Source organism: Hassallia byssoidea VB512170 (genome assembly GCF_000817785.2).
Classification (GTDB): domain Bacteria; phylum Cyanobacteriota; class Cyanobacteriia; order Cyanobacteriales; family Nostocaceae; genus Hassallia; species Hassallia carrinoi.
Map to the genome: position 1 here is coordinate 14,314 of NZ_JTCM02000061.1, position 24,218 is coordinate 38,531.

General features: G+C 41.4%; 27 protein-coding genes. 13 read left to right on the plus strand and 14 right to left on the minus strand.

What is annotated here, in order from left to right:
- Nucleotides 1-143 precede the first annotated feature (143 nt).
- Together PI95_RS22130 and PI95_RS22135 are read right to left on the minus strand one after the other, a co-directional pair.
- Nucleotides 144-1,655 carry a 16S rRNA (cytosine(967)-C(5))-methyltransferase gene (locus tag PI95_RS22130; RefSeq protein ID WP_039741056.1) on the minus strand — a complete coding sequence of 504 codons (1,512 nt, stop codon included), beginning with the start codon at nt 1,653-1,655 and terminating at the stop codon, nt 144-146.
- Nucleotides 1,656-1,743: 88 nt separating this feature from the next.
- Nucleotides 1,744-3,009 carry a GAF domain-containing sensor histidine kinase gene (locus tag PI95_RS22135; RefSeq protein WP_052324829.1) on the minus strand — a complete coding sequence of 422 codons (1,266 nt, stop codon included), beginning with the start codon at nt 3,007-3,009 and terminating at the stop codon, nt 1,744-1,746.
- Nucleotides 3,010-3,207: 198 nt separating this feature from the next.
- On the opposite strand from PI95_RS22135, the gene PI95_RS22140 reads away from it, so the two are divergent.
- The 3 genes from PI95_RS22140 to mazE are packed head-to-tail and all read left to right on the plus strand — an operon-like array spanning nt 3,208 to nt 4,959.
- Nucleotides 3,208-3,885 carry a response regulator transcription factor gene (locus PI95_RS22140; RefSeq protein WP_039741058.1) on the plus strand — a complete coding sequence of 226 codons (678 nt, stop codon included), beginning with the start codon at nt 3,208-3,210 and terminating at the stop codon, nt 3,883-3,885.
- A 21-nt stretch (nt 3,886-3,906) separates the two neighbouring features.
- Nucleotides 3,907-4,683, plus strand: a complete 777-nt coding sequence (locus PI95_RS22145; protein ID WP_039741566.1) for a Tab2/Atab2 family RNA-binding protein — start codon at nt 3,907-3,909, stop codon at nt 4,681-4,683.
- 48 nt (nt 4,684-4,731) lie between these two features.
- Nucleotides 4,732-4,959, plus strand: coding sequence for a type II toxin-antitoxin system MazE family antitoxin (gene mazE / locus PI95_RS22150; protein ID WP_039741060.1), 228 nt, complete (start codon nt 4,732-4,734; stop codon nt 4,957-4,959).
- 45 nt (nt 4,960-5,004) lie between these two features.
- Here mazE and dcm read toward each other — a convergent pair whose 3' ends face one another.
- The 3 genes from dcm to PI95_RS22165 form a co-directional block, all read right to left on the minus strand.
- The gene (dcm, locus tag PI95_RS22155) at nt 5,005-6,354 is read right to left on the minus strand and encodes a DNA (cytosine-5-)-methyltransferase (protein ID WP_052324830.1); all 1,350 of its coding nucleotides are present in this window, start codon (nt 6,352-6,354) and stop codon (nt 5,005-5,007) included.
- A 66-nt stretch (nt 6,355-6,420) separates the two neighbouring features.
- Entirely contained in the window at nt 6,421-6,705 is a 285-nt protein-coding gene (locus PI95_RS22160; protein ID WP_039741063.1) for a DUF2470 domain-containing protein, read from the minus strand.
- Nucleotides 6,706-6,784: 79 nt separating this feature from the next.
- Entirely contained in the window at nt 6,785-6,940 is a 156-nt protein-coding gene (locus tag PI95_RS22165) for a hypothetical protein (RefSeq protein ID WP_163519091.1), read from the minus strand.
- Between the two features lie 103 nt (nt 6,941-7,043).
- On the opposite strand from PI95_RS22165, the gene PI95_RS22170 reads away from it, so the two are divergent.
- The gene (locus tag PI95_RS22170; protein ID WP_163519092.1) at nt 7,044-7,859 is read left to right on the plus strand and encodes a metallophosphoesterase family protein; all 816 of its coding nucleotides are present in this window, start codon (nt 7,044-7,046) and stop codon (nt 7,857-7,859) included.
- A gap of 33 nt (nt 7,860-7,892) precedes the next feature.
- Here PI95_RS22170 and PI95_RS22175 read toward each other — a convergent pair whose 3' ends face one another.
- Complete coding sequence (locus PI95_RS22175; RefSeq protein ID WP_163519093.1) at nt 7,893-8,741, minus strand: M48 family metallopeptidase; 849 nt, start codon at nt 8,739-8,741, stop codon at nt 7,893-7,895.
- A gap of 365 nt (nt 8,742-9,106) precedes the next feature.
- Between PI95_RS22175 and PI95_RS22180 the strand changes: the two genes are divergently transcribed.
- Nucleotides 9,107-9,640 carry a DUF4330 domain-containing protein gene (locus PI95_RS22180; protein WP_039741066.1) on the plus strand — a complete coding sequence of 178 codons (534 nt, stop codon included), beginning with the start codon at nt 9,107-9,109 and terminating at the stop codon, nt 9,638-9,640.
- A gap of 72 nt (nt 9,641-9,712) precedes the next feature.
- Here the strand turns inward: PI95_RS22180 and PI95_RS22185 are convergent, their stop codons facing one another.
- A complete protein-coding gene (locus PI95_RS22185) occupies nt 9,713-10,612 on the minus strand; it encodes an alpha/beta fold hydrolase (RefSeq protein ID WP_039741578.1) in 900 nt (299 codons plus the stop codon).
- Between the two features lie 598 nt (nt 10,613-11,210).
- Between PI95_RS22185 and PI95_RS22190 the strand changes: the two genes are divergently transcribed.
- Entirely contained in the window at nt 11,211-11,798 is a 588-nt protein-coding gene (locus PI95_RS22190) for a hypothetical protein (RefSeq protein WP_039741581.1), read from the plus strand.
- A 144-nt stretch (nt 11,799-11,942) separates the two neighbouring features.
- Nucleotides 11,943-12,707, plus strand: a complete 765-nt coding sequence (locus tag PI95_RS22195; protein WP_039741068.1) for a hypothetical protein — start codon at nt 11,943-11,945, stop codon at nt 12,705-12,707.
- Here the strand turns inward: PI95_RS22195 and PI95_RS36930 are convergent.
- From PI95_RS36930 to PI95_RS22205, 3 genes are all read right to left on the minus strand, one after another.
- The gene (locus tag PI95_RS36930) at nt 12,704-12,832 is read right to left on the minus strand and encodes a hypothetical protein (RefSeq protein WP_268896807.1); all 129 of its coding nucleotides are present in this window, start codon (nt 12,830-12,832) and stop codon (nt 12,704-12,706) included. The genes PI95_RS22195 and PI95_RS36930 overlap by 4 nt on opposite strands.
- Before the next feature lie 79 nt (nt 12,833-12,911).
- Nucleotides 12,912-13,655 carry a cell division ATP-binding protein FtsE gene (gene ftsE / locus PI95_RS22200; RefSeq protein ID WP_039741070.1) on the minus strand — a complete coding sequence of 248 codons (744 nt, stop codon included), beginning with the start codon at nt 13,653-13,655 and terminating at the stop codon, nt 12,912-12,914.
- 142 nt (nt 13,656-13,797) lie between these two features.
- Nucleotides 13,798-14,550: a WecB/TagA/CpsF family glycosyltransferase gene (locus tag PI95_RS22205; RefSeq protein WP_039741072.1), complete on the minus strand. Its 753-nt coding sequence runs from the start codon at nt 14,548-14,550 to the stop codon at nt 13,798-13,800.
- A 384-nt stretch (nt 14,551-14,934) separates the two neighbouring features.
- Between PI95_RS22205 and PI95_RS22210 the strand changes: the two genes are divergently transcribed.
- The 4 genes from PI95_RS22210 (at nt 14,935) to PI95_RS22225 (ending at nt 18,642) form a co-directional block, all read left to right on the plus strand.
- Complete coding sequence (locus PI95_RS22210; RefSeq protein ID WP_039741074.1) at nt 14,935-15,654, plus strand: response regulator transcription factor; 720 nt, start codon at nt 14,935-14,937, stop codon at nt 15,652-15,654.
- 184 nt (nt 15,655-15,838) lie between these two features.
- A complete protein-coding gene (locus PI95_RS22215) occupies nt 15,839-17,512 on the plus strand; it encodes a SpoIIE family protein phosphatase (protein ID WP_039741076.1) in 1,674 nt (557 codons plus the stop codon).
- 3 nt (nt 17,513-17,515) lie between these two features.
- Nucleotides 17,516-17,941, plus strand: a complete 426-nt coding sequence (locus PI95_RS22220) for an ATP-binding protein (protein WP_039741078.1) — start codon at nt 17,516-17,518, stop codon at nt 17,939-17,941.
- A 260-nt stretch (nt 17,942-18,201) separates the two neighbouring features.
- Nucleotides 18,202-18,642, plus strand: a complete 441-nt coding sequence (locus PI95_RS22225; protein WP_039741080.1) for a hypothetical protein — start codon at nt 18,202-18,204, stop codon at nt 18,640-18,642.
- Between the two features lie 119 nt (nt 18,643-18,761).
- Here the strand turns inward: PI95_RS22225 and PI95_RS22230 are convergent, their stop codons facing one another.
- Nucleotides 18,762-19,187, minus strand: coding sequence for a ketosteroid isomerase family protein (locus PI95_RS22230; RefSeq protein WP_039741082.1), 426 nt, complete (start codon nt 19,185-19,187; stop codon nt 18,762-18,764).
- 170 nt (nt 19,188-19,357) lie between these two features.
- On the opposite strand from PI95_RS22230, the gene PI95_RS22235 reads away from it, so the two are divergent.
- The gene (locus PI95_RS22235; RefSeq protein ID WP_039741084.1) at nt 19,358-19,846 is read left to right on the plus strand and encodes a hypothetical protein; all 489 of its coding nucleotides are present in this window, start codon (nt 19,358-19,360) and stop codon (nt 19,844-19,846) included.
- A 168-nt stretch (nt 19,847-20,014) separates the two neighbouring features.
- Here the strand turns inward: PI95_RS22235 and PI95_RS22240 are convergent, their stop codons facing one another.
- The 3 genes from PI95_RS22240 to PI95_RS22250 all read right to left on the minus strand — a co-directional run bounded on the left by PI95_RS22240 (nt 20,015) and on the right by PI95_RS22250 (nt 22,354).
- Nucleotides 20,015-20,410 carry a nuclear transport factor 2 family protein gene (locus tag PI95_RS22240; RefSeq protein WP_039741584.1) on the minus strand — a complete coding sequence of 132 codons (396 nt, stop codon included), beginning with the start codon at nt 20,408-20,410 and terminating at the stop codon, nt 20,015-20,017.
- A 16-nt stretch (nt 20,411-20,426) separates the two neighbouring features.
- Complete coding sequence (locus PI95_RS22245; protein ID WP_039741087.1) at nt 20,427-21,434, minus strand: zinc-binding dehydrogenase; 1,008 nt, start codon at nt 21,432-21,434, stop codon at nt 20,427-20,429.
- Between the two features lie 119 nt (nt 21,435-21,553).
- A complete protein-coding gene (locus PI95_RS22250) occupies nt 21,554-22,354 on the minus strand; it encodes an aspartyl/asparaginyl beta-hydroxylase domain-containing protein (RefSeq protein WP_039741587.1) in 801 nt (266 codons plus the stop codon).
- 275 nt (nt 22,355-22,629) lie between these two features.
- Between PI95_RS22250 and PI95_RS22255 the strand changes: the two genes are divergently transcribed.
- A complete protein-coding gene (locus PI95_RS22255; protein ID WP_039741590.1) occupies nt 22,630-24,099 on the plus strand; it encodes an amidohydrolase family protein in 1,470 nt (489 codons plus the stop codon).
- Nucleotides 24,100-24,218 lie beyond the last annotated feature (119 nt).

Here is a 24,218-nt window from a genome sequence, read left to right on the forward strand (position 1 = left end):
GATTTTTCATTTGTTCAAAGGTTTTTCACTCTTGACAGACGCGATCGGTCTTTGTCTCTACAACTCCTAACTCTTAACTTTTAACTCATAACTGTTGTCTCTTAGCCCTTGACTAATATTAAAATCACAAACAGCGTTCACCTTTAATCATTGGTTTTTCTTAAGCGCACCATGAAAAAGCCATCCATTTCTTGTTTGTGAGGCAATACTTTAATCCAGCCTTGTGGTGTAGAATACGTAGCGGCTGGTGAATCTACGTCAGGAGGCTCTATTTGCCAGTTTGAGTGCGATGCTAAAAAGGACTCAATGACATCTTCATTTTCTGCTGGATGCAATGTACATGTTGCGTAAACTAATATGCCATTAGTCTTGACAAATGTTGATGTATGCGCTATTAATTCTTTTTGCAGTGCGGAGAGTTCTTGAACAGACTCTGGTGTTTGTCGCCAACGAGCATCAGCGTGACGGTGGAGAGTTCCTAAACCAGAGCATGGTGCATCAAGTAACACGCGATCGCCGATGTTTTTAAATTGGGGTTGATTGCGGCTGTCGCCAGTATAAATTTGAATAGAGTGCAAATTTAGGCGTTGAGCATTTTCCTTGAGTTTGCGAAGACGTGAGGTAGTGCGATCGCCTGCCCAAATTGTTCCTTTATCTTGCATCAATTCCGCAATGTGCGTTGTTTTTCCTCCCGGTGCAGCACAAGCATCAATTATTACCTCACCTGGTTGCGGGTCGAGCAAATGACTTACCAACTGAGCGCTACTATCTTGTACAGTCCACCAACCCTCGCTAAAACCAGGTAAATTTTGAATAGCACCAGTACTACCAATCAATCGCAAAGCTTGGGGTAAGTGAGAAACGCGCTTGACTAAAACACCCTTCAATTGCAAAGCCGTTTCAACTTCATCAACCGAAGCGCGAAGAAGATTTACCCGCAAGTCAATAACTGGCGTTTGGTTCATCCATTCGCATAATTTTTCTGTTTCTGCGAAACCAAACTGTTTCAACCACACTTCAATAATCCAGTCAGGAAAGCTGTGTAAAATACCCAAGCGTTCCACCGGATTTTCTGGCAATTGTAAGGGGAAGTGGGGAGATGGGAGGGATGAGGGAGATGAGGGAGATGGAGAGATAAACTCCCCCTGCCCCCTGCCCCCTGCCCCCTGCCTCCTGCCCCCTTCTCCCCCCCTCTCCCCCTCCCCCTCTCCTCTTCTGATATACTCTCGCAACAGACCATTAACAAAACCTGTGAGTCCAGAAAAGCCATTTTCTTTAGCCAGTTGGACAGTGGTATTAACAGCAGCTGATGGCGGAATTCGCTCTAGATAGCGCAGTTGATATAAGCCTAGATGTAGAATAGTGCGGAGGTATGCAGGCTGTTGGTGGGATTTCTTTTTGCCGAGTTGGTCGATGATCGCATCGAGAGTGCGTTGCCTTCTAGTGCAGCCATAAACTAAGTCTGTCACTAAACGGCGATCGCTTAACTCTTCATTATATTGGCGTTGGCGTTCGCGGAGCGTCTCGTAGAGAAGCCCGCCGGAGGCATCGCTCAATTTAACTTTTTGCAGCACTCTATCGAGGGCAACATCAGCATAAGCCCCCTTGTGAACCTCTCGCAAGGCAATAAAAGCTAGTTGACGGGGGTTAATCATATAATTATTTTAAATTTTCTGCTGAAAAAAAGCGACTTTTATACCAACGCCCAATGCCCAATGCCCATTGCCCATTGCCCAATGCCCCCTAACTAACAACAGGTAATTTTACACTCACCCTCGTACCACCTACCACCTCAGACTGAATAAATAATTCCCCACCATGAGCATTAACAATGCGTTTAGTAATCGCCAGCCCTAAGCCTGTACCATTAGATTTTGTGGAGAAAAACGGCTGAGTGAGCTTTGAAATAACTTCTGGGGGAATTGGTTCGCCCCCATTGCAGACATGAATGCAGACTTGACCGCCGTCAGAACAATCTACTTCGCATTTGACGACATCTCCTGGTGAGACAGCCTCGCAAGCATTGCGGACAATATTGATAAAAACTTGTTTAATTTTATCTTTATCCCCCAGGAATTTCACTACTCTGGAAGCTGGAATAAATTCGATTTGCCGTGATAATGCTTCTGGCATTTCGCAAAGAGTTACTAGCAACTCATTTACAAATTCATTTACATCCAATTCACAAAGTTGCAATACCTGAGGTTTAGCGTAAAGCAAAATTTCACTTAACAATCGCTCAAGACGACTGGCTTCACTCAAAGCTAACGATAATCGCTCTTGAGCTGCTTGACTCAAAAGGTTTTTTTGAGAATACTTTAATCCCATAATCGTGGTAGTTAGGGGATTGCGAATTTCATGGACAATTATGGCAGCAAATTCACCAATTGCTGCCAGCCGTTCTTGTTCTACAAGCTTGGCTTGGGCTATTTGCAGTTCTGCGGTACGTTGTTCTACCTTTGCCTCTAAAACTTGATTGAATTGGCATTGTTGCTGGTAAAGGTGATAATGGTCTATTGCTGTAGCTGCGCGATCGCCAAACAGTTCGGCAATTTGAATTTCCTCTTTTGTAAACTCCCGTGGCTGCTGATGAAAAGCGCAGATAGTACCAATAACTTCACCTTGGGCTGTCCGTAACGGTATTCCTAAATATGAACAATAACCTTCGGGAACTTCTCCATATTCTGGATGTTTATGAGCATCTTCGACTGTTAATAATTGACCGATTTCTATTACAGTGCCCGTGAGAGTACCATGTAGTGAATAAACATGTTCACCTTCACCGATATCCAGACTACTTGCTAGTACCTTCTCAAAACCTTTCTGGCAGAGCGTTACTACTGTCCAATCTACTTTAATTAGATCGCTAATTCCGCAGGCAATATTGTGCAAATAACTACTTAGTTCGCCTGTTCTGTAGTTCAAAGAAGACAAAAGTGCCATTGCCTGCCGCTCGCGCTGCCATTGCTGTTTGTCAAACGAAATTTTATCTTCACTCTTCTTGCTCATTGATGCTTATTGTATGGTGAGCGCAAAGTAAGTTGAGAATTGATACTTTTTCAAGTATTCGTAGTCTCGTTGTGACTCCGCATAATTTGGTATGTAGATTTTACTAGATAACACTTGTGTTTGTATATAGAATATCTCTATAATTTTACATAATTAAATACAACTTTATATAATGCCTATTTATTTAGGAGTAAAAATATGACAGCCCATATTCTTTTAGTGGAAGATGAAGTTAAATTAGCGCGATTTGTTGAATTAGAATTGAGTAGCGAAGGTTACACTGTCAGTGTGGCGCATGATGGGGTAACAGGTTTGACATTGGCGCGAGAGTCATCGCCAGATTTAGCGATTTTAGATTGGATGCTACCAGGACTAACGGGGTTAGAAATTTGTCGTCGTCTGCGTGCGACGGGTAACTCAATACCAGTGATTTTGTTGACAGCAAAAGATGAAGTGAGCGATCGCGTTGCCGGTTTGGATGCAGGTGCCGATGATTATGTACTTAAACCCTTTAGCATTGAAGAATTACTTGCCAGAATTCGCGCACATTTACGCCGCACTCAAGAAACAGATGAAGATTTATTGCAGTTTGAAGACTTAAGTTTAAATCGCCGCACTCGTGAAGTATTTAGAAATAAACGAGCAATTGAACTAACAGCAAAAGAATTTGACTTGTTAGAGTATCTTCTCTCTCATCCCCGTCAAGTGTTTACGAGAGACCAAATTCTAGAGAAAGTTTGGGGTTATGACTTTATGGGTGATTCTAATATTATCGAAGTTTACATTCGTTATTTGCGTCTCAAACTCGAAGAAAAAAATGAAAAACGCTTGATTCATACTGTGCGTGGTGTAGGGTATGCTTTGCGGGATAATTAATATTTAATGAGTAAGGATAAAATGCGTATTTGGCAAGCTGATTTTTATCGTCGTCCCCAAGCGGATGCATTTTGGCAGTTGTTGATTTGTGACGCTACTCGCAGTTTTGAGTATCAAGCTAGCTGTCTTCAGTCAGAAGCGAATTCTAGTTGGGTTGCTTCGCAAATTAAATTAGCGGCTGGTGGACAATTACCAGATAAAATTCAGGTATTTCGTCCTCAATCTTTAAGTTTAATTGAAGCTGCTGGGCGCAATTTGGGAATAAATGTTGAAGCAACTAGACGTACTTTCGCTTTGAAACAGTGGTTGCAGGAAGAATATCCTTTAGCGCTGGATAAACCACCTCCTACACCATTACCAGAAAACCTCTGGGGTGAGAAATGGCGTTTTGCTACTTTGAGTGCTGCGGATGTTGAAGAAGCATTTAGCGATCGCCCAATTCCCATCTTAAATATGCCAGAATATCTCAAACCGATTAATCTCGGTTTAGCCTCAACACTGCCCGTCCCAGGTGTGGTAATCTATGGTGGAAGGCAATCGATGCGTTTGGCGCGGTGGTTAGAACAAGCTTCTCCTGTATCGCTTTCTTACATTGCTGGTGCGCCGGATGGTTTAATATTAGAAGCTGGTTTGGTAGATAGATTCATTGTCGCGACCTTTGCAGATCGAGAAGTTGCCGCATCTGCTCAAAATTTTGAACAGCGCAAACAACAAAGTAAAGGGTTGCATTTTTTGTTAGTTCAACCTGATGATTCGGGAATGACTTATACCGGATTTTGGTTATTGCAAACAGAATGAGCGCTTTTCTGTATGATTGTTAAGTAAGACTATAAGGTAAGACTGACGATCAAAGTCACAATTACCTTGGAAGAAGACATCCTCCAGTTTATAGATCGGCAGGCACAAGGAAACCGCAGTGGATACATAAATGCGCTGCTGTCAGAACACCGTCGCCGAATTTTAGAAGCAGAAATGATTGCATCCCTCAAGCAAGATGCTGAAGATCCAGAGTATCAAGCAGAAATTGCTGCTTGGGATAACGTTGTCGGGGATGGCATTAATGCCAGGGAATAATTTAACTTATATTAGTTGGTATGTTAGAGCAAGAATACTGGGAAATTATTCACACAGCTTTAAATGTAGTTCTTGTAATTGTGGTTTAAAATTGCCAAAGCGCGATCGCTCAACTTTCTCTGTTCGTTGTTGAGCATTATATAATGTTTTCCTAATCAACTCTTCTGCCACAGCTTTGACTACATTAATGCTCACAGAATTTCCCAATTGATAGTAAGCTTTCTCATCATTGGGATGCAATATAAAGCTATCCGGAAAACCTTGTAAACGTGCGACTTCGCGCTTAGTCAGTCGTCGCACTCTGTTATTATGATATACTCCTAACCGATTAGCATCACTAGCAACCACTGTTACAGAAATCTTACTTGGATCGACAAACTTATAAACCTCAAAAGAAAAGTTGCCAGATACAGGTTTATATTTATCGTTAATAATCTTGAGATATTTTTTAGCAACTAGCGAATCTAAAATTTCTTCTAAATTAGGATGCTCAAAAAAACTAGCTATTTGCTTCTTAGTTAATAATTTACCATCTTGTTCATGACCAAATTCTTTATTTCGTCTTTTTAAAATAAAACGGTTCATTAATTCAATTTCATCTACACTACATTTACCCCGCAATCCTAATTCCCAAGAATGAATCGAATTTCCTCCACGATAATCAATTAATCGCACTCCATGCAATCGATTTAAATCTTGATTGTAGATTTGTTTTAAAGCATTGACAAATTCTACCGAGCAATCATACTTTATATCTGGATTATCTTCTAAAATATCGGCAACAGTAACAGATTTGTTCAAGGGGTAAAATAAAGATAGCTGTTGGGTGTTATAGGAGTGAGAATCTTTAAAACCAACATCAGAAATTAAGTCAAATTTAGGAGAAGCATTCAAAATGCCTAAAAGATAAACTCGGACGCGGTTTTGCGGTAAACCAAAGTTAGCACTATTGAGCAAAAAAGCATCAAAGCTGTAACCTCTCTTTTTAATCTCATGCTTAATTGTTGCTAATGTTTCACCGCTATCATGGCTATAAAGTCCCCGCACATTTTCAAACAGAAAAGCTTGTGGTTGATATGTATCGAGTAATCTGGTAATTTCAAAGAATAACGTTCCTCTCGTATCTCCAAACCCTTCTTTTTTGCCAGCATGAGAAAAAGACTGACAAGGAAAGCCAGCTAATAAAAAGTCATGTTCTGGTAAGTTATCTATCAGGTGAATGTCACCTAAAGGCTTGTGTCGAAAATTTTCTTCATAAATTAATTGAGCATCTGGGTTAATTTCGCTACTTAATACGCATTCGGTTTTGATATTTAAAGAATTTGCAGCTTGTTCAAAAGCTAATCTAATTCCCCCAATTCCGGAAAATAAATCAACAAACCGAATTTTTAGCATACTTGATTTTCCGAATTTTAAGCGATTCTCCTTCTCCTGCCAAAGACGCTGCGCGATCGCGTTATATCACTTTCCTTTAACCCGCGCTTGCTTCACCATGTCAATCAAGGTATAATGAGCATCCTCCGCATTTGCTAAAATATGGTCGAATTGAATGCGAACTGGTACAGCTTCTCCATTCACTTGAGCTTTCAAATCCATACCTTGAGCATCAATTGCAAGCATTTGTGCTGCTGTCGCATCCGCTAACCCACCAAAAGCCTGAGCGTAAAGAACTATAGCATCAGCATGATCCTCGTTCATGTGATTGCAAATGCGTGAGCTAATTTCAGTAGAGAACTGTTCAGACATAGCGTTTCTCCTTGTTGATGCTAATGGGATTCTAAACTACATATTGACCAACAGTATCCTAATCTGCTGGCAATGTAATTTAGTTTGAGAATTTATAGTTAGTTTTTATACTATTTTTCCGGCAAGGTAAGTACTCTAGATATAGTGCTTGCCAGGGGTGGAAATGTTCGCCGATCGCTTGAGATGTAGCTTTTTGACAAGCGATCGCTCCTGAAGCGTATTTACTAATTTTCATTAAATAAAAATAAAAGATATGAAGTATTTTTTACCTGTGAATCCGAAATTGATTTAGGTAAAACTGTAGCCTAATTGAGCAAAGTTATTCAAGCCAAAAACCGATGAGTGAAATCAAGCACCGCCGAATTGTAATTGGGGATGTGCATGGTCACTATGATGCTTTAATGATATTATTACAGGCGATCGCCCCAGACTCAGACGATCAAGTGTATTTTCTCGGAGACTTAATTGATCGCGGACCTCAGAGTTGCCAAGTAATAAATTTTGTTAAAGAAAATCGCTATCACTGTCTGCTAGGCAATCACGAGCAGATGTTGTTAAATATTCTTACTTCCAGATACATCACCCCCGAAATTATGCAAGCATGGCTTGACTGTGGGGGACGAGCCACTGTAGCCAGTTATCAAGAAGCGATAATTCCTCACGATCATCTTGAATGGTTGCTAAGTTTGCCTACATATCTGGACTTAGGAGATGTTTGGTTATCTCATGCTGGTATTGATCCGTTAATTCCTTTGGCAAAACAAACAGCCGATCAGCTTTGCTGGGTGCGAGATGCATTTCACAGCATGAAAAAGCCTTACTTTACAGATAAACTGATTATTGTCGGTCACACCATCACTTTTACTTTACCTGGCGTTGCGCCCGGTAAACTGGCACAAGGAGCCGGATGGTTAGATATAGATACAGGAGCTTATCATCAGCGCAGTGGCTGGTTGACGGGACTCGACATTACCAATAACCTAGTTTATCAAGTCAACGTCAACCAGCTTTGTGTCCGCATCCTGCCCTTAGAAGAAGCTGTGACGAACATCAATCCAGCGGAAATTGGAGACAGGGGGAGGGGGGGATTAGGGGGACAAGGGGGACAAGGGGGACAGGGGGAGCCAGCGCCGTGCGGAGGTTCCCTCCGTTGAGGCGCCTGGCGTGGACAAGGGAGAGTATTAACCCTATAAAGGTCGAATATTTGCTTTATAAGCTGCACCATCCAATCCTTCACCGCGATTGCTAGGTTGAGAGTTTATGGCACGTTTGAGGGCTTGAATGCGATCGCCTGTTGCCGGGTGCGTACTCAAAAATCCTGGTGTAGAATTCTTTGATACCAATTTTTGCATAAAAGCAGGCATCGCCGACTGTGCATAACCAGCGCGTGTCAAAGTTCTTAATCCTCTTTGATCGGCATCAAATTCATTTTGACGACTGCGCGGAAGGTTTCTCGCTACTTGCACACCAATGGCTACCGCTTGATTTCGATCTAAACCTGCTGCTGTTAAAAGTCCGCTTTCGAGTGCTTTTTGCCGCATCTGTTTGAGTGCGTGTTTTCCACCGATGTGTCCCATTTCATGACCGATAACACTTGCCAATTCCGCTTCATTTGCTGCGGCTTTTATCGTACCGGTGTTGATATAGACAAAGCCTCCCATTGTGGCAAAAGCGTTAATACCGTCATCATCAACCACCTGGAAAGTATAGGGAATATCCGGGCGATCGCTAGATGCTACTAAACGCTGTCCAATTTGCCGGACGTAGTTATTTACTTGTGAATTACGATAAAGACGAATATCACTGCTTTGTAATTGCTGATTAATCTGTTTGCCAAGATCAACTTCTTGGCGATCGGATATATTAGATAGCTGAAATAACTGGGCACCTTGGAAAATGAGAGGCAATAAATCTATAGCCTTCCCTGGTAAAGGTGTACTCAAGCAAAGACTCAAGGCAACTACCACCGAAATTAACGGATAAATCAAGCGATGTCGCCAAAAACGGTAATTTACTAAGCCTTTCCAATTCATCATAATCCGGCACAGCTGAGTATTTTAGGAGAACGTAAAACTATAGGACGGATTTATCCAATTCTAAGTTGCATTTGACTTAATACTAAACAAAGTGCGCGAAGAGCGAGTACAGCCCCAAAAGATGAGTCAAAAAGGCTGGCTGACTACAAGCCAACAATAGCCTACACTTTTATTCTCACAGCAACGAAAAATTGTCACAAGTCCAATCTGTTTACTTTGCACATCTTTTGGGCACGTCATGATACACTGTCGCATGACCGAGAATCCCAGCTGCTTTTAGAACAAGCAACGAGTGTAAGCGGTTCTCTACTATACACGGCGTTGCAACAATCAATTATTCCGCTATTAAGAATTGAAAACTGCTTATGGCTCTTTTAGATTCCAAAGGTCGCTTATTCGGTAAAATCAACCTTCTCGATTTTGGTGCCGCGCTGGTAATTTTATTAGTCATATTCGGCATCTTTGTCTTTCCCGGAACTTCTGGTTCTGTTGCTCAAATTAACTCGAAAACAGTACCTATAGAGGTAGATTTAGTTGTTAGAGGATTGAATCTGCGCGACCCGCAACAGCTATACGAAAAAGGGTTTACAAAAGGTGGCAAAACTAACGTTATTATCCGCAATCAACCCTACGGTCAAATTGGGATTAAATCTATTCAAGAAATACCTAGAACCGTAAGTGTTCCTCAACCTGATGGTTCTGTCAAAGAATTGCCCGATCCGAGAGCAAACAATTTTAGTCGAGATATGCTTTTGACCTTAGAAGGCAAAGCGAATATCACTGAAAATGGACCAGTTTTAGGTAACAGTAAAGTTAAAATTGGGATGCCTTTTGAGTTAGAAGGCTTTAATTACAACTTCAATGCTACTGTTATCGATTTAAGATTGAAAGACAAGTAACCTGCAATTAAAGAAAATGTAGGACAGGTTCAGATCCCCGACTTCTTAAAGAAGTCGGGGATCTACTGCTAATCAACTACTCAACAAAGGCAAAAATCGCCGAATTAAACCAATTGTCACCGCTGGCAATTCTAACTGTGGCGTTAATCCCACATTTTGTAACTCTTGAAAAACGCGAATTGCTTGCGGATTCATTTCCGCAAGACGCCGACCAATTTCTGGACCAGTAAATTCTGACTTTTGCCCCCAAATTATCGCCGTGGGAGTTGTCAATTGTTGAATATAAAGCGATAAATCAAAGCACAAATCGCCACGCACAAAAGACAGTGCCGCATATTCAGCATTTGGCTGACGCGCTGATTCTAAATAAGCTTCGACAATTTCCTCGTAGACGCGACTAGAATCGGCAAATTGGCGTTGTTCTAAGAAATTGCGAATACCAGAACTAGTGGCAATTCCTGTAGTATACAGCAAGCGGTCAAGAATGGGAACGCTGACAATCTGGGCAAAAATACTGCCAGAGTAATTTTCGCCAAAGTCGGAAAGTCCAGCAGGTAAAGTGAGAATCAGCGACTTGAATAAATCAGGACGAGCGATCGCTACTCGAATTGTAAACGCCGCTGTCAGCGAAGAAGCAATTACTGTCACCGCTTCTGTACAAGTCTGCTCTAAAAACTCCCGAATCATCGTTGTATAATCATCAATCTTATAATTTCGCGCCGGATGCTCAGATCTACCCCATCCGATCAAGTCTGGTGCTATTATTCGATACTCGGCAGCAAAAGCAGGATAAACTTTTGACCACTCATATGCAGAAGAACCACCACCAAAAGCATGTAGAAACACTAAAGTTTCCTTTTTTGTGGGGGCAGTTACCTCATCCTCATAAGGCGAACCGACGGCAGTATAATATACAATTCTACCTAATGAGGTATTTACGGAGCGTTGCTCAAATCCCAATGGCTGAAACATACGTGTTTTGTGTTTTCTGTTATGGTTGCTAAACGCCAATGACAGTTGCTTCATCTGTCCCCAACACTTAGGGTGTGGAGTTTAAAATTCTCACTATTCTTATCATCGACGAACAGAGAACTTTAGAACTTCTTACTCAGGAGGGGTAAAAAGACTCATGTAAAGAAATATAGAGTTATTTGAAATTATTCACTTACATTTTCTAACCGTACCTTTCCCCTTTTCTCTTTACCCAAGATTAAAAATCCTTTCCCCTCCCCATTCCCCTCTTCCTTCATCTGGGTCTGATTAAGTAAATGTAAAACTACTGCTTTACTTGTAAAGACTTTGTGATTTTTTTTCACTTCATCTCCAGATTTTTGCTCGAAGATATTGTCACTAGCGGTTTTCTTACTGTAGCGAGTATCACTTAGGACTGAGGTACTTGAGAAATTATTTATGATATTCTATCAGAAACATTACCGATAGTTTTGAGCGTCAAGAATACTCGGAGTGTTCATTAATATCACTTAATAACTCTAGTTCTGCACCGAGAAATAATCAATCCGATGTAGCTAGTAACTAAATTATTCTCTAGGCAATGGTAAAGCGGGGCGTCATGATAAAGGAGGCTACTCTTCAATCGAATAAACTACCAACGTTTGAAGACCGTAAATTTTTACGTGAAAACTACGTAAGTGTTGAAAAAGAAACAATAGATTCAGCTTGCAAGAGTCAAAATCAAATAGATATTGACGAAGAACAGGCAGCTGTACCTACTTGTATTTGTTTGAATTTAGAAGATTTGAAATGCTTTGAGGCTGTGGAGCGACAATATGAACAGTGGGGTGTCATATTTCATAATTCTGTCGCAATACAACCCTCAAACCCAGCATTTCCCACTCATTCGGGGGTTACAGTGTTGATGGGGTCGCCCAAAAGCGGATTTTTAGAAGCTACTTTCCTGCGTCCAGTCCACTGGGTTAGTACGTTTGTCACAAGTTCCCAGCGGTTAGTACTTTGCGCTTACGATCGCCACAACCAACTACTCACCCAAACAGCACTACCAGCAGCTAATCTTGCCAACTCTGACTCGGCGCTGCCCCCCAGTACGTTATTATCTTTAACGGCGAATGACATCCACCGCATTACCTTCAGCACTTTTGATGGTCAATTCATCATTGATGACTTTAGTTTCTGTTTTTAAAACAAAATAAAAACTCCTTGACAAAATCGTTATACCAGACTATACACAGGTATGCTTGTAGAGTATATTGATTGTGAACTACACCCCAGGTATCAGTGAAAACTGATATATTAAGCAATCTTGTAATTCCCTTAGGTAAACACTGTGGCACAGGCTTCATCTTCTTGGCAGCAATTGCTCAACCAGCTTGCAAAGTGGTCGCTTTTATTCAAGACAGAAAGAGCCACAAAGCAACCAAATCTTAAACTATACCGAGAACCAGGAGGATACTTAGGGTTTTTGACAATTGTCATTGCGATGCTTTTGTGGAACTGGAAACTGCTGTTGGCAATTATTGTCGGCGTTGGGATAATGGTGTTAGTCTACTCAATGCAGCGGTGGGATTGGCGATCGCACATGTTAAAAATTCGTAAATTATTTAACAATCCCAACCGCCGGTTAGCTTTATCAGTTACAAGTGGCGGTATTGCCACCCTCAGCACTTACATGGCTGCTGCCATTTGGGTTGACTCCAACAGTCGTTGGATTGCTGCGGGTGCAATTTTGCAAGCTTTGGGGACACTATTAACTATAATTTTATTAGTGTGGCAAATCGTCAGCTTTTACAGCATTCGAGAAGAAGAGCAACTAGATCGCTTATTGCTCACCTTGACAGAACAAGACCCCCTCAAGCGTCTGATTGCCCTACGTCGGCTCACCAAATTCGTTAACAATAACCGCATTGACTCTTCTGTGAAGCAAAATATTATCGAATGCTTGCGACTTTTAATTAGTCGAGAAGAAGAAGTCATGATTCGCGAAGCAGCTTTTGAGAGTTTGCAAGCACTAGATTTAGGAGAACAAATATCATCCAGTTCGGCAACTCCTTTAAAGCCTCTCTCCGCCAAAGTCAAACAGCATACATATTAGTTAATGGGTAATGGGTAATGGGGAATGGGTAATGGGTAATGGGTAGTGGGTAATGGGTAATGGGGAATGGGTAATGGGGAATGGGTAATGGGTAATGGGTAGGAGTACTTTTTTACAACTAACAACTAACAACTAACAACTAACTACCAACAACCAACTACCAACTACCAATTACCAATTACCTTTTTCCCAATTACCAACCAACTACTTTCGATACAACCGACCATTACGAACTTGTACCACAGGATGATTGCACCGCCGCACTAACTGTTCATCGTGGGTGGTAACAATTACCGTTGCTCCAAACGAGTTTAACTTCTGGAGAATTTGCATCACTTGCCAAGAATTATCAAAATCGAGATTTCCAGTTGGTTCATCTGCCAAAATCAGCGGAGGTGTAGCTACGATCGCTCGCGCAATACTCACCCGTTGTTGTTCTCCTCCAGAAAGTTGATCGGGAAAGCAGTCAGCTTTGGAAAGTAAACCTACTAGCTTTAAAGTTGGTTCCAAGCGGCGTAGAATTTCCTTGCGGGTGTATCCTTGAGCTTGCAAGACAAAAGTGACATTTTCCGCCACAGTCCGCTGGGGAATTAGCTTGTAGTCTTGAAATACAATGCCAATACGTCGGCGCAAAAAAGACAAGCGATCGCCTTTCATTTTTGCCACATTACACTCATCAACCATCACCTCTCCCTGTGTAGGCAACTCCTCACCATACAGCAGTTTCAACAGCGTTGATTTACCCGAACCACTAGGACCAGTGACAAACAGAAAATCTCCCTGTTTTACCGACAAATTCAAATCAAACAACGCTTGAGAGCCATTGTTATAAGTTTTTGTCACCGAGCGCAACTGCACCATCGGCACAGTACTTTTACTGCGTCCTTGAGTTTCCCTCTCCTGAAGAAGAAATTTTTCAGTAGTTTCTTTCGGTGTCAATACTGGCATTGCTGGATTTTACCTACACATTAGCTTTAAAATAAGAATTCCCAGGTTATGCCTGGGAATCACAAATTCAACACCAAAAATTCCAAATTTTTTGACACCCTCACTTTTCTAGGGTGCGGGCGATTCGCCACAACGATTCTGTTTAACTAATTGCACCTCTTGCCGTCAACCGATAAACTACAGCTTTCCAAGCAAATTCCGGCAAAGCCAACATGCGGCGCCAGCGCCAAGGTTCTTGATAAAGTCGATACAGCCATTCGAGATTATTATCTCCCAACCACGCAGGAGCGCGAGATTTTGTCCCCGACCAAATATCAAAACTACCACCAACGCCGATCCAAATTGCTTGCGGACACAAATGTCGGTTTTGAGCAATCCATAACTCTTGACGCGGCACTCCCAAACCGACAAAAATCACTTGAGGCTGTAATTGGCTAAGAGTTTGTCGTAATTGTTCTTCTTCTTCTGGCGAATGATAGCCGGAGTGAGTACCTGCTATACGCAATTTCGGTAATTGAGAAAGCCAAAACTCTGCCGCTGTTGCAGCGACTTTTGGCGCACCTCCATAGAAAAACACTTTTGCGTCAGTATGACGCTCAACTTCTCGCAACAGTTTTTCTGATAGCTCAATTCCTGGACAACGTTGTATTTTTTGCCTTAATAGTAACTGTAAATACAGAACTACCCCCGCTCCGTCTGGAATCACTAATTCAGCAGCTTGAATCACCTTAGCTAAAGATGTATTTCGCTCTGCTTGCATAGTCATTTCTGCATTCAGCGTTACCACATGAGTTCCCTTACCTTGTTGCAGTCGTTCTAGCAACCAGTTGGGATAGTTAGTGATTAAATGAATCGGTAGTCCCAAAACCGAAAACACTTGATAGTGTTTAGACATAGCCTATTCTTGATTAGCCTCACACCAAGTTCATCGAACGATAGTCTATCAAATTTGTTCCAAATTCCCCATCCTCCCCCACTGCACCCACAGACGTTCCGTCGGAACGTCTCTACTCCATCTCCCCATCTCCCTATTCCCCATGCCCCATTCCCGTTAAACTAATTGATATTGGGTGCTTGTAGTTGTGGCAAAGCAGCCCTGATTTTATTGTTAGTCATGTTCGCATAAAGAACAAATACCTAAAACACGGGCAATCTTCTTATGTATCTGGCTTACAAAGCGCCTTTATATGTTTTTCAGATGTTTTAAAACTGCATCTGCTAGGACTTTTTAGTAAACTCGATTTGACAGTTAAGGTAGTGTAACGGGCGGAAGTTGATTATGAGTAAAATTCGTGTGGCTCTAATTGAAGATCATGACCTCACCCGTGTGGGTATTAAGACAGCACTACTACAAAAGGATGAAATTGAAGTTGTCGGCGAAGCTGCGACTGCGGCTGATGGAATGAAAATGTTAAAAACGTTACATCCCGACATCGCTATTATAGATATTGGTTTACCAGATAAGGATGGCATTGAGCTTACACGCGAAGTAAAATCTACTGCTAGTCAAGAAAGCTTAGAAACCAAAGTGTTAATTTTAACATTGCGGGATAATAAAGAAGCGGTGCTGGCAGCTTTTGCGGCTGGGGCTGATTCCTACTGCATGAAGGATATTGGGTTTGATAATTTGCTCGAAGCAGTGCGAGTGACTTACAATGGCAACTCTTGGATCGATCCTGCGATCGCTCGCATAGTTTTACAACAAGCACAACAAAATCCATCCAAGCCAGAAGTCCCATCAGTGGATAGTAAAGGCTTTCCCCTGAAGCAAGATCAAAGTGAAAATGAAGAAATTATTGACCCATACACCCTGACAGAAAGAGAGTTAGAAGTGTTACAGTTGATCGTCGAAGGTTGTAGTAATGCATTAATCGCCGAAAGACTGTACATTACCGTCGGAACGGTGAAAACTCATGTCCGGAATATTTTGAATAAGCTATGCGCTGATGACCGCACCCAAGCAGCAGTCCGCGCTTTGCGTTCTGGCTTAGTGGGATAAAGTTAATCGCTCGTAAGCTAAAGAAAGGCGATTAAAGGTAAGTTTACACCTTTGAGGAATTTATACCTTCAAAGTGGGTATCTTCTCTTTAATGAGTGCTACTTTTGTATTGTTTTGTTAATTATCGGGTGAGATAAATAATGCAGCATCTCGCTATTAAAGAATCTGAAAAATAAAGTCAAATATGACTGAGACAGATGTAGGCAAACTAAAGCTGATGGTGGTGGATGACGAGCCAGATAACTTAGATTTACTCTACCGCACTTTTAGGCGAGATTTTCAAGTATATAGAGCAAGTCATGCACGAGATGCCATCGAAATCTTAGACAGAGAAGGGGAAATGGCTGTAATTATCTCTGACCAAAGAATGCCAGAGATGAACGGCACAGAATTTCTCAGTCGCACGGTAGATCGCTTTCCGGATACGATTCGGATTTTGCTGACGGGCTTTACTGATGTGGAGGATTTGGTAGACGCGATCAACTCCGGTCAGGTGTTTAAGTATATTACTAAACCCTGGAATCCCGATCGCCTGAAAGCAATAGTCGGGCAAGCGGTTGATACATATCTGGTGTTGAAGAAACGCACGGCTGAGTTGCGTCGCGCTTTGCGGCGAGAATCTTTGTTTAATGCAGTGACAACAGCAATTCGCGAGTCTTTGGACTATAGCAGTATGCTGCAAAAGATTGTCGCCACCATTGGACAGACATTTGAAGCGACTTGTTGTTTACTCAAACCAGTGGAAAGCGATCGCCTCACCCTAGATGAGTTTTCTTACCAAAACCCTAAAACTCCTATCAACAACTGTTGTACCTTTGACCCCAGCTTGTTGATTGAAAAAGTTCTTGAAACCCGTCAATATCAGCTATCTCAAGATGTAGAAGGCGGCTGCTGTCATCAACTAGTTGTGCCTATAAGCTATCAACAACAACTTTTAGCAGTTCTTGCTTTATATCAACAAGGAGGCTCAAGCACTTGGCAAGATGAAGATATCCAGCTAATTACCGGAGTCGCCGAACAAGCAGCTTTAGCCCTCTCCCAAGCAAAACTCTATCAACGTCTCCAAGAAAAGCAACAACAAATCAGCGCCGAGTTAGAAGTTGCCCGCCAAATTCAAAACAACCTGCTGCGTCAAAGCTTACCTGAAATCAAAGGCGCGAAAATCCAAGCTTGCTGCTACCCCGCCCGCGAAGTAGGAGGAGATTTTTTTGAAGTTTTTGCTCATCCCAAAGGTGACTTATGGTTAGCAGTCGGTGACGTTTCCGGCAAAGGTGTCCCGGCAGCTTTATTCATGTCAAGTGCTATTTCCGTTTTGCGCCGCGAATTATCTGTAGAATTACCACCGCCGCCAAACGTAATTATCCAAAATCTCAACCATGCTTTGTCTGAGGACTTGATCGGCAACAATTGCTTCATCACCCTCGTCTTAGCTTGTTATACCCCCACCACTAGGGAACTGGTTTACGCAAATGCCGGTCACATCTATCCGATGCATTGGACAGCAAGTGCAAATTTGGCAGAAAATCCCAATTACCTCAAGGTACGCAGCATTCCTTTAGGGATTTTACCCAAATGGCAAGCACAGTCTGGTCAATTAGTTCTTTCTGCTGGAGATACCTTGTTACTCGCCAGTGATGGTATTACTGAAGCAATGGTATTAAACCAGACGCAGTTAAACAATAAAACTGTGGATGGCACACAGCCAGCTAGCCATTCTATGTTGAATCAAGAAGGTCTTTGGCAACTCTTAAAAAGTGAGCCTAAACCACTTTCTCTCAACCATTTGCTAGCTCGCATCCAAGCAGACAACAACGTTCAAGAAGATGACCAAACTATTCTCTCACTGGAGGTTATGTAAGTAATGAAAAGTGAGCTTCATGTACCAAGTGACTTAAAGTTTTTAAGCATCGTCGAAAGCTGGCTGCTAGGATGCTTACAAATCCAGCTAGGAGAGACAGTTGATTGGTCACGGCTATCAAGTCGTTTGCGGCTAGCTTTGGTGGAAGCTTACTCAAACGTAGTACGTCACGCCCACAAAGATCAGCCCAATGCACCAGTTTTAATTCGCTTGGAACTCAAAGACCAAGATATAGCCTTAGAAGTTTGGGATCGCGGTGACGGCTTTGATATGTCTACCTACTTTCCTCCCAACCCAATGGACAAGCAAGAAGGCGGTTATGGTTGGCTGATTATGCATCGTTTAATGGATAAAGTAGAGTACCAGTTGCAGAGTGATGGTGGTAACTGTCTCAAGTTAGAAGTCACTCTGTCTGAACTAGGCAAATAAGTCAAAAGATTGAAAAAACTTTACTTTCGTAGTGGGCACTTCAGTGCCCAAATTAAGCGATAAATCGCTTACTACGTATTCTCTATATTGAGAATTGTTAACAAAGTTAAAATTTTTGCTAAGTTTATTTGATTTATAACTTTTAATCATTAAATATTAAAACATTAACTCACATTATGCCGATTTTGTGCAATCAAAGCTCCCAGCTTGATTGTCACGAAATCACCAATTACTGAAAAGCACGCATCATAATTTTTCCTATGGAAGTAGCCTTTTATTTGTCGCCACGCTATTGCCTTGATGATGAATCACCTTGGCTTGTAGGAATTGACCCTAGTCGTCATTACTGGATTGCAGTGAATGGAGATAGCAATCTGACAATAGCACTTCCTGGGTTAACAGTATCTTCCCTCAGTGAATTGAAGCTAGCGATGCAGCAATTTCGCTCACTCAGCCCTGGGGAACAAATGACTTTGCATAGAATCGCCAGTGCTTGCACGATTTACTGTGTCAGTCTCAACTGTTATGCTGTAGAAACTCAAATTAATGAAGCTTTAATCTGGCATTTATTCGATCAAGAAACTTTAGATAGTTTGTTGATGACTGCACACCCAGATTGGCTGTGTGCGCCATCACATATTGATTTAGGACGAAAAATGCTCCTGCGCTCCTTTGAGAAAGCGACAGTTACCAAAAGTTAAAAGTTGTTAGTGGGCATTGGGCATTGGGCATAGGGCATTGGGCATAGGTAATTCCCCCTTGTCCCCCTTGTCCCCCTTGTCTCCTTGTCCCCTTGTCCCCTGCTAAGAATTCTCCCCTCTCATCGTCGCAAATTTAACAATTCTTGAGGAGAAGCTAAAAGTTTGATTCTAGTAAATTGAATTTGCCGTTCTTGGTTGAGGACAAACAGCCACATAACGTTGACACCGCACCAAGTAGTTTGTGCTTTGCCACTGACCTGAAATTCGATTTGATTATTATCCAAATTTTGGGAGATTCCCTGCCGAGGTTCGGCTTTAATGCCTTGAGCTTCTTGTTTTAAATAGGCAGCGATCGCGTTACTCCCCACAATACCAGATTCAAACGGCGGTTGCATCACACCATCCGACGCAAACAAGCTTGCAGTCTCATCAAAGTTTCCTGCGTTTAAACTTTCAAAATAACGCAGTATCACAGGTTCGCTAATTCCCTCTATCTGAAGTTTCTCAGCTTCCGTAGTCGCAATAGCTGATTTTTCTGAAAGCATATGTTAAATACGGTATTGATATAAGTGAATATTTCATCAATTTAAAATTAAAAGCTACATAAAACCTGCTACTAAAGAAGTATTTTCGAGACTGAAAAAAAGCAGCGTTTCGCGCACCCCTAGCTGAGGTGCTAGGATATTCTAGTCGGCGCTCACTCTTGTTGCTGTAAATGGACAAAGCATTAGATGAAACGCTTTCTATCAAGATTGCTCAAAGCGTAAAAAGCAAGGCTAGAACTCCGTTTGACAATGCTTACAAAGCAGCATTAGCGACTGAGGGAGCAACTTACGTGCAAGGCTTTTTAGTTATTGGTCGTAGGTCTTACAAACCGATTGAACATGCTTGGATTGAATTAAGCGATACTTCCGGCAACGACTGTGTTGTACGCATTATCGATCCTACCTTACCGCACCTGAATAAAAACGAGCAAGAATTCTGGTACTTTCCAGCACAAAGCTTGAGCGTGAAAAAACTGAAAGCGATAATCGAAGAATCGAAAGAAGATTATCCAGAAGACGAACCGCTACCAGTTTATGGTGCAGCACCTTATGAATATTATGGTGATGTGATGTTAGGTGGCAAAGACTACTTAGACGCATATCAAGCAGCAGAAGCTAAATCTCAAGAATTCAACCACTCAAACCCCGACCTTAACTAATAGGTAATGGGTAATGGGTAATGGGTAATGGGTAATGGGTAATGGGTAATGGGTAATGGGTAATGGGTAATGGGTAATGGGTAATGGGTAGGAGGAGTTTTTTACAACTCATAACTCACAACACTTCCACCAACAACCAACCACTAACCACTAACCACTAACAAATTTTTAATTTGATTTACCATCACTACCAAAATATTCTCGATAGCCACAAATTTTGTCTTCCCGCACATCAAAAGCAACAGCTACGCGATTTTTATAAGGTTCTTTGTACATCATTCCCTCATCACGGAACTCAAAAACTACCGTCTTTTCATTGCTGGTAACGCTGTCTAAAGTCAGAGTTAACCCAGGATTGAAGACTTCAGTAACATGATTGAAAAAAGCTTCAGCTTTTGGTTTACCGACATTTAAACCGTGAAATTTTCCCATCGGAAACCAAAAGCTAAAGTCTTCAGTAAGCATATCGAGAAACGAGTTCCACTTTCCCGTTGCCAAACCGTGTTGAAAGTGTGTAAACGCTTGATGTGCAACTTTCAAAGTATTTTCTGATTTTTCTGTCATTGTCACCACCGATTGACTAAAATCTGACAACTACTTTGCCGCAATTTTTACCAGTAAGTAGATATTCCACAGCTGTTGGGATAGATTCTATGCCGTTGAACACAGTTGGGTCAATGGCAACTTTAAGTTTGTCTGTGTAGAACAAGTTTAACAGGCGATCGCGTGCCTCAGGGATATATTCTTTATAATGAGGCATCAAAAAACCTCGCACAGAAGCTGCTTTCCACATCAGTTGATGATAAATCCGAGGTTGTAGCACCTGTTCTATATTTTTCGCATATTCGGAAATGTAACCAATAGTAACTAAACGTCCACGAATTGCCAAATTATCAACGCAGCTATCGAAAACTTGTTTACCGACACATTCAAAAATTAAGTTAATGCCGTTGTTAAATTCTTGTTTGAGGATTTGGTTGAGATTTTCTTTGTGATAGTTGATAATGCGATCGCACCCCAATTTCCTCAGTAAATTTGCCTTTGCCTCGGTGCTACAAGTACCAATGACATGATTACCTGCTAACTTTGCCAATTGCACCGCAATATGACCGGTTCCTCCTGCTGCTGCTATCACTAAAACCACTTCATTACTTTTCATTTCCCCCACTTGTTCCAATGCAACTAAAGCTGATACACCTGTAGGCATCAGAGTTAGCACTTCTGGTGTAGCTTCGCGCACCTTCACCGCTAAGTTTGCATCGATAACCTGATATTCTCGATAACCACCACCAAGCGCTGTAGTTATGACAGCATCACCTATTTGAAAATCTTTGACATTTTCACCTATAGCAACAACTTTTCCCACTGCTTCCACACCCAAATCAAAAGGAGGGGTCAAGTTAAAGTAGGGAACTTCACCACGACAAACTAAAGTGTCAAATCCACCGTTAATGCCAGCGAATTTGTTTTGAATTAAAAGTTGACTAGCAGCAGGTTTGGGAATAGGCAGTTCGACAATTTCAACCGCAGATTTAAAATCTAGGGTAAGTTGCTTTGCTATTAATTTTCTGTAGGTTTTTGTGTTCATTTCCAAATCTTAAATTTACCTTACTCCTCAATTATTATTTTTAAAGAAGAACTTTTGAAAGGTACAGATACCCGATTTATCAAATAAGTCGGATATCTTGTTTCATTGTGGAGATCATATTAAGCTTCTAAGGCTTTATCCCACTCTAACTGATGAGCTAAACCATACTTGATAAAATCTTCTTCTTTAGCTTTATCGCTTTTCCCAAAAACACCTAAGCTGTAAGGATTATCTTGCATACGTTGTGTGACTTGCTCTTTTTCAAATTGCATCACTTCCTCTCTAGGCTTATCCGGTTTAAAAAAGTCTACAACCAAGACGGTTCTATCATAATTGGTGTAATTATGCGGACAGTGTGGGTAGCTGTGATCTAAAACCAGGAATTTTCCTTCATGCCAATAAAGCTGCTCGTGGCATATTTTCATAGCCACATCTCCCTCTGGTACAATCAATCCTAAATAGCCACGATTCATGTGAGGATTATAGTTCACATGCAGCTTAATATCCAAGCCAGGATGGAATGTACCAAAATAGACATTTCTGATGAGATTATCATCGCTAAAGTTAACTTTTTCTATCACCTTAGCTAAATTTGGGAAATATTTCTCTCTTAATGCAAGTGCTTTTTCTGACGCATCATTTGAATCATAATCAGAATATTCTATTTGATGGACTTGAATATATTCTTCAATAAACAAACCTTGAAATAAAATACCAAAAGCACTGTATTTCGCATTACCCTTGGTTTTAATCGTTTTACTTTTAGGACCCAGAATATCGTAAGTGAATTTTAACTCTTCATCAGATGCATTTTTCATAAAGCGTGTAAACTCATCTCTAATCACTTGCCAGTTATCTTGAAAGCTTTTGAGAAAAGTAAATTGCTCTGGGTCTATATGATACTCATTAAAACTTTCCATTGTCTTTTCTCCTGAAGATGATTTCATAAAAAACCGTTACATAATGATGGGATTTGGTCTGCTTCCCAGTACGATGTTGTAATTCCTGACTAAACCAGGATATTCATCCATCGGCGTTGCTGAATTCGAGTATGAAATTTAAAAATTGACTATTTCAATCTCTTACTCTTTGCGCCTTTGCGCCTTGGCGTGAGGTAAATTCATACTTATAATCAGCAACGCCCATCCATCACTAACTATTTGGGTTCTGTACTTATTTTAGTGTGAGGTCTACTGTGTCTGAAGCTTCTGTATTGAATCAAATTATCAAAAATGTGCGGGTAGTTCGTCCCCATCAGGATGTAATCGAACTGCTTGACTTGGGAATTAAGGATGGAAAATTTGCTCAGATTGCCCCTAATATTAGCCCAGACAAAGGCAAAGAGGTATTTGATGCCAAAAACCTGCTAGGCTTTCCTGGGGTCATAGATGCCCATATGCACATTGGTATCTATCAACCTCTCGACAAAGATGCTGTGACTGAAACCAAAGCAGCAGCAATGGGTGGAGTAACAACTAGCCTGAATTACATCCGTACAGGACAGTATTATCTTAACAAAGGCGGCTCTTATAAAGATTTTTTCCCAGAGGTGTTGGCTTTATCCGCAGGTAATTTTTTTGTAGATTACAGCTATCACGTTGCACCTATTGCCAGTCAGCATATTGACGAAATACCTTTACTGTTTGAAGAACACGGTGTATCTTCGTTTAAAATCTTCATGTTTTATGGCAGCTATGGTTTGCATGGTTTGTCAGACCAACAAAACCTCTTTTTGATGATTAATAAAGAGGAAAGGTACGACTTTGCCCATTTTGAATTTATCATGCGCGGTCTAACTCGCTTGATGGAAAAACATCCAGAAGCGCGAGATACTATCAGCTTGAGTTTGCACTGCGAAGTTGCAGAAATTCTTAACGCCTATACTAAAATAGTTGAAAATGATTTCAGCCTGAGCGGACTACACGCTTACAGTGCAGCGCGTCCCCCTCATTCCGAAGGTTTAGCAATTTGCATTGCTTCGTATTTGGCACATGAGACTAACTGTGCAAATATCAATTTATTACACTTGAGTTCGCGTAAGGCAATGGAAGCAGCTTTGACTATGCAAACTGCTTTTCCTCATATTAATTTTCGGCGAGAAGTTACTATTGGACATTTGCTGTTAGATGTCGATACCCCCACAGCTACTTGGGCAAAAGTAAACCCCCCTATCCGTCCTCGTGCTGATGTAGAATACTTATGGCAAGCAGTACTTAACCATCAAGTAGATTGGATAGTTAGTGACCATGCTTGCTGTTCTGCCGAACAAAAAAGAAGCGCTAAATACCCAAATAATATTTGGTTGGCAAAGTCGGGTTTTGGCGGTACAGAATATTTACTTTCTGGTGTATTTAGTGAAGGTAGCAAGCGGGGGATGTCCTACAATCACATGGCTAAGTTGCTATCTTGGAATCCATCCCGACGCTTTGGTTTGTTACAAAAAGGTGACATTGCCATTGGTTATGATGCTGATTTGGTGCTGGTAGATCCAAATGAAACTTTTGTGGTACGTGCCGCTGAGTCAGAGTCACAACAAGGTTATACGCCGTTTGAAGGAGTAGAGTTAACTGGAAGAGTCAAAACTACCTTTTTGCGGGGAAATCTGATTTACAACAACGGACAAGTTTTGGGTTCGCCTACTGGACGTTATTTAAAAAGATTTTAGAGCAGGGGAAGTTGGGGAGGTAAGACTCAAAAACCATTTCGGCAGACTCAAAAACCATTTCGGCAGACTCAAAAACCATTTCGGCAGACTCAAAAACCATTTCGGCAGACTCAAAAACC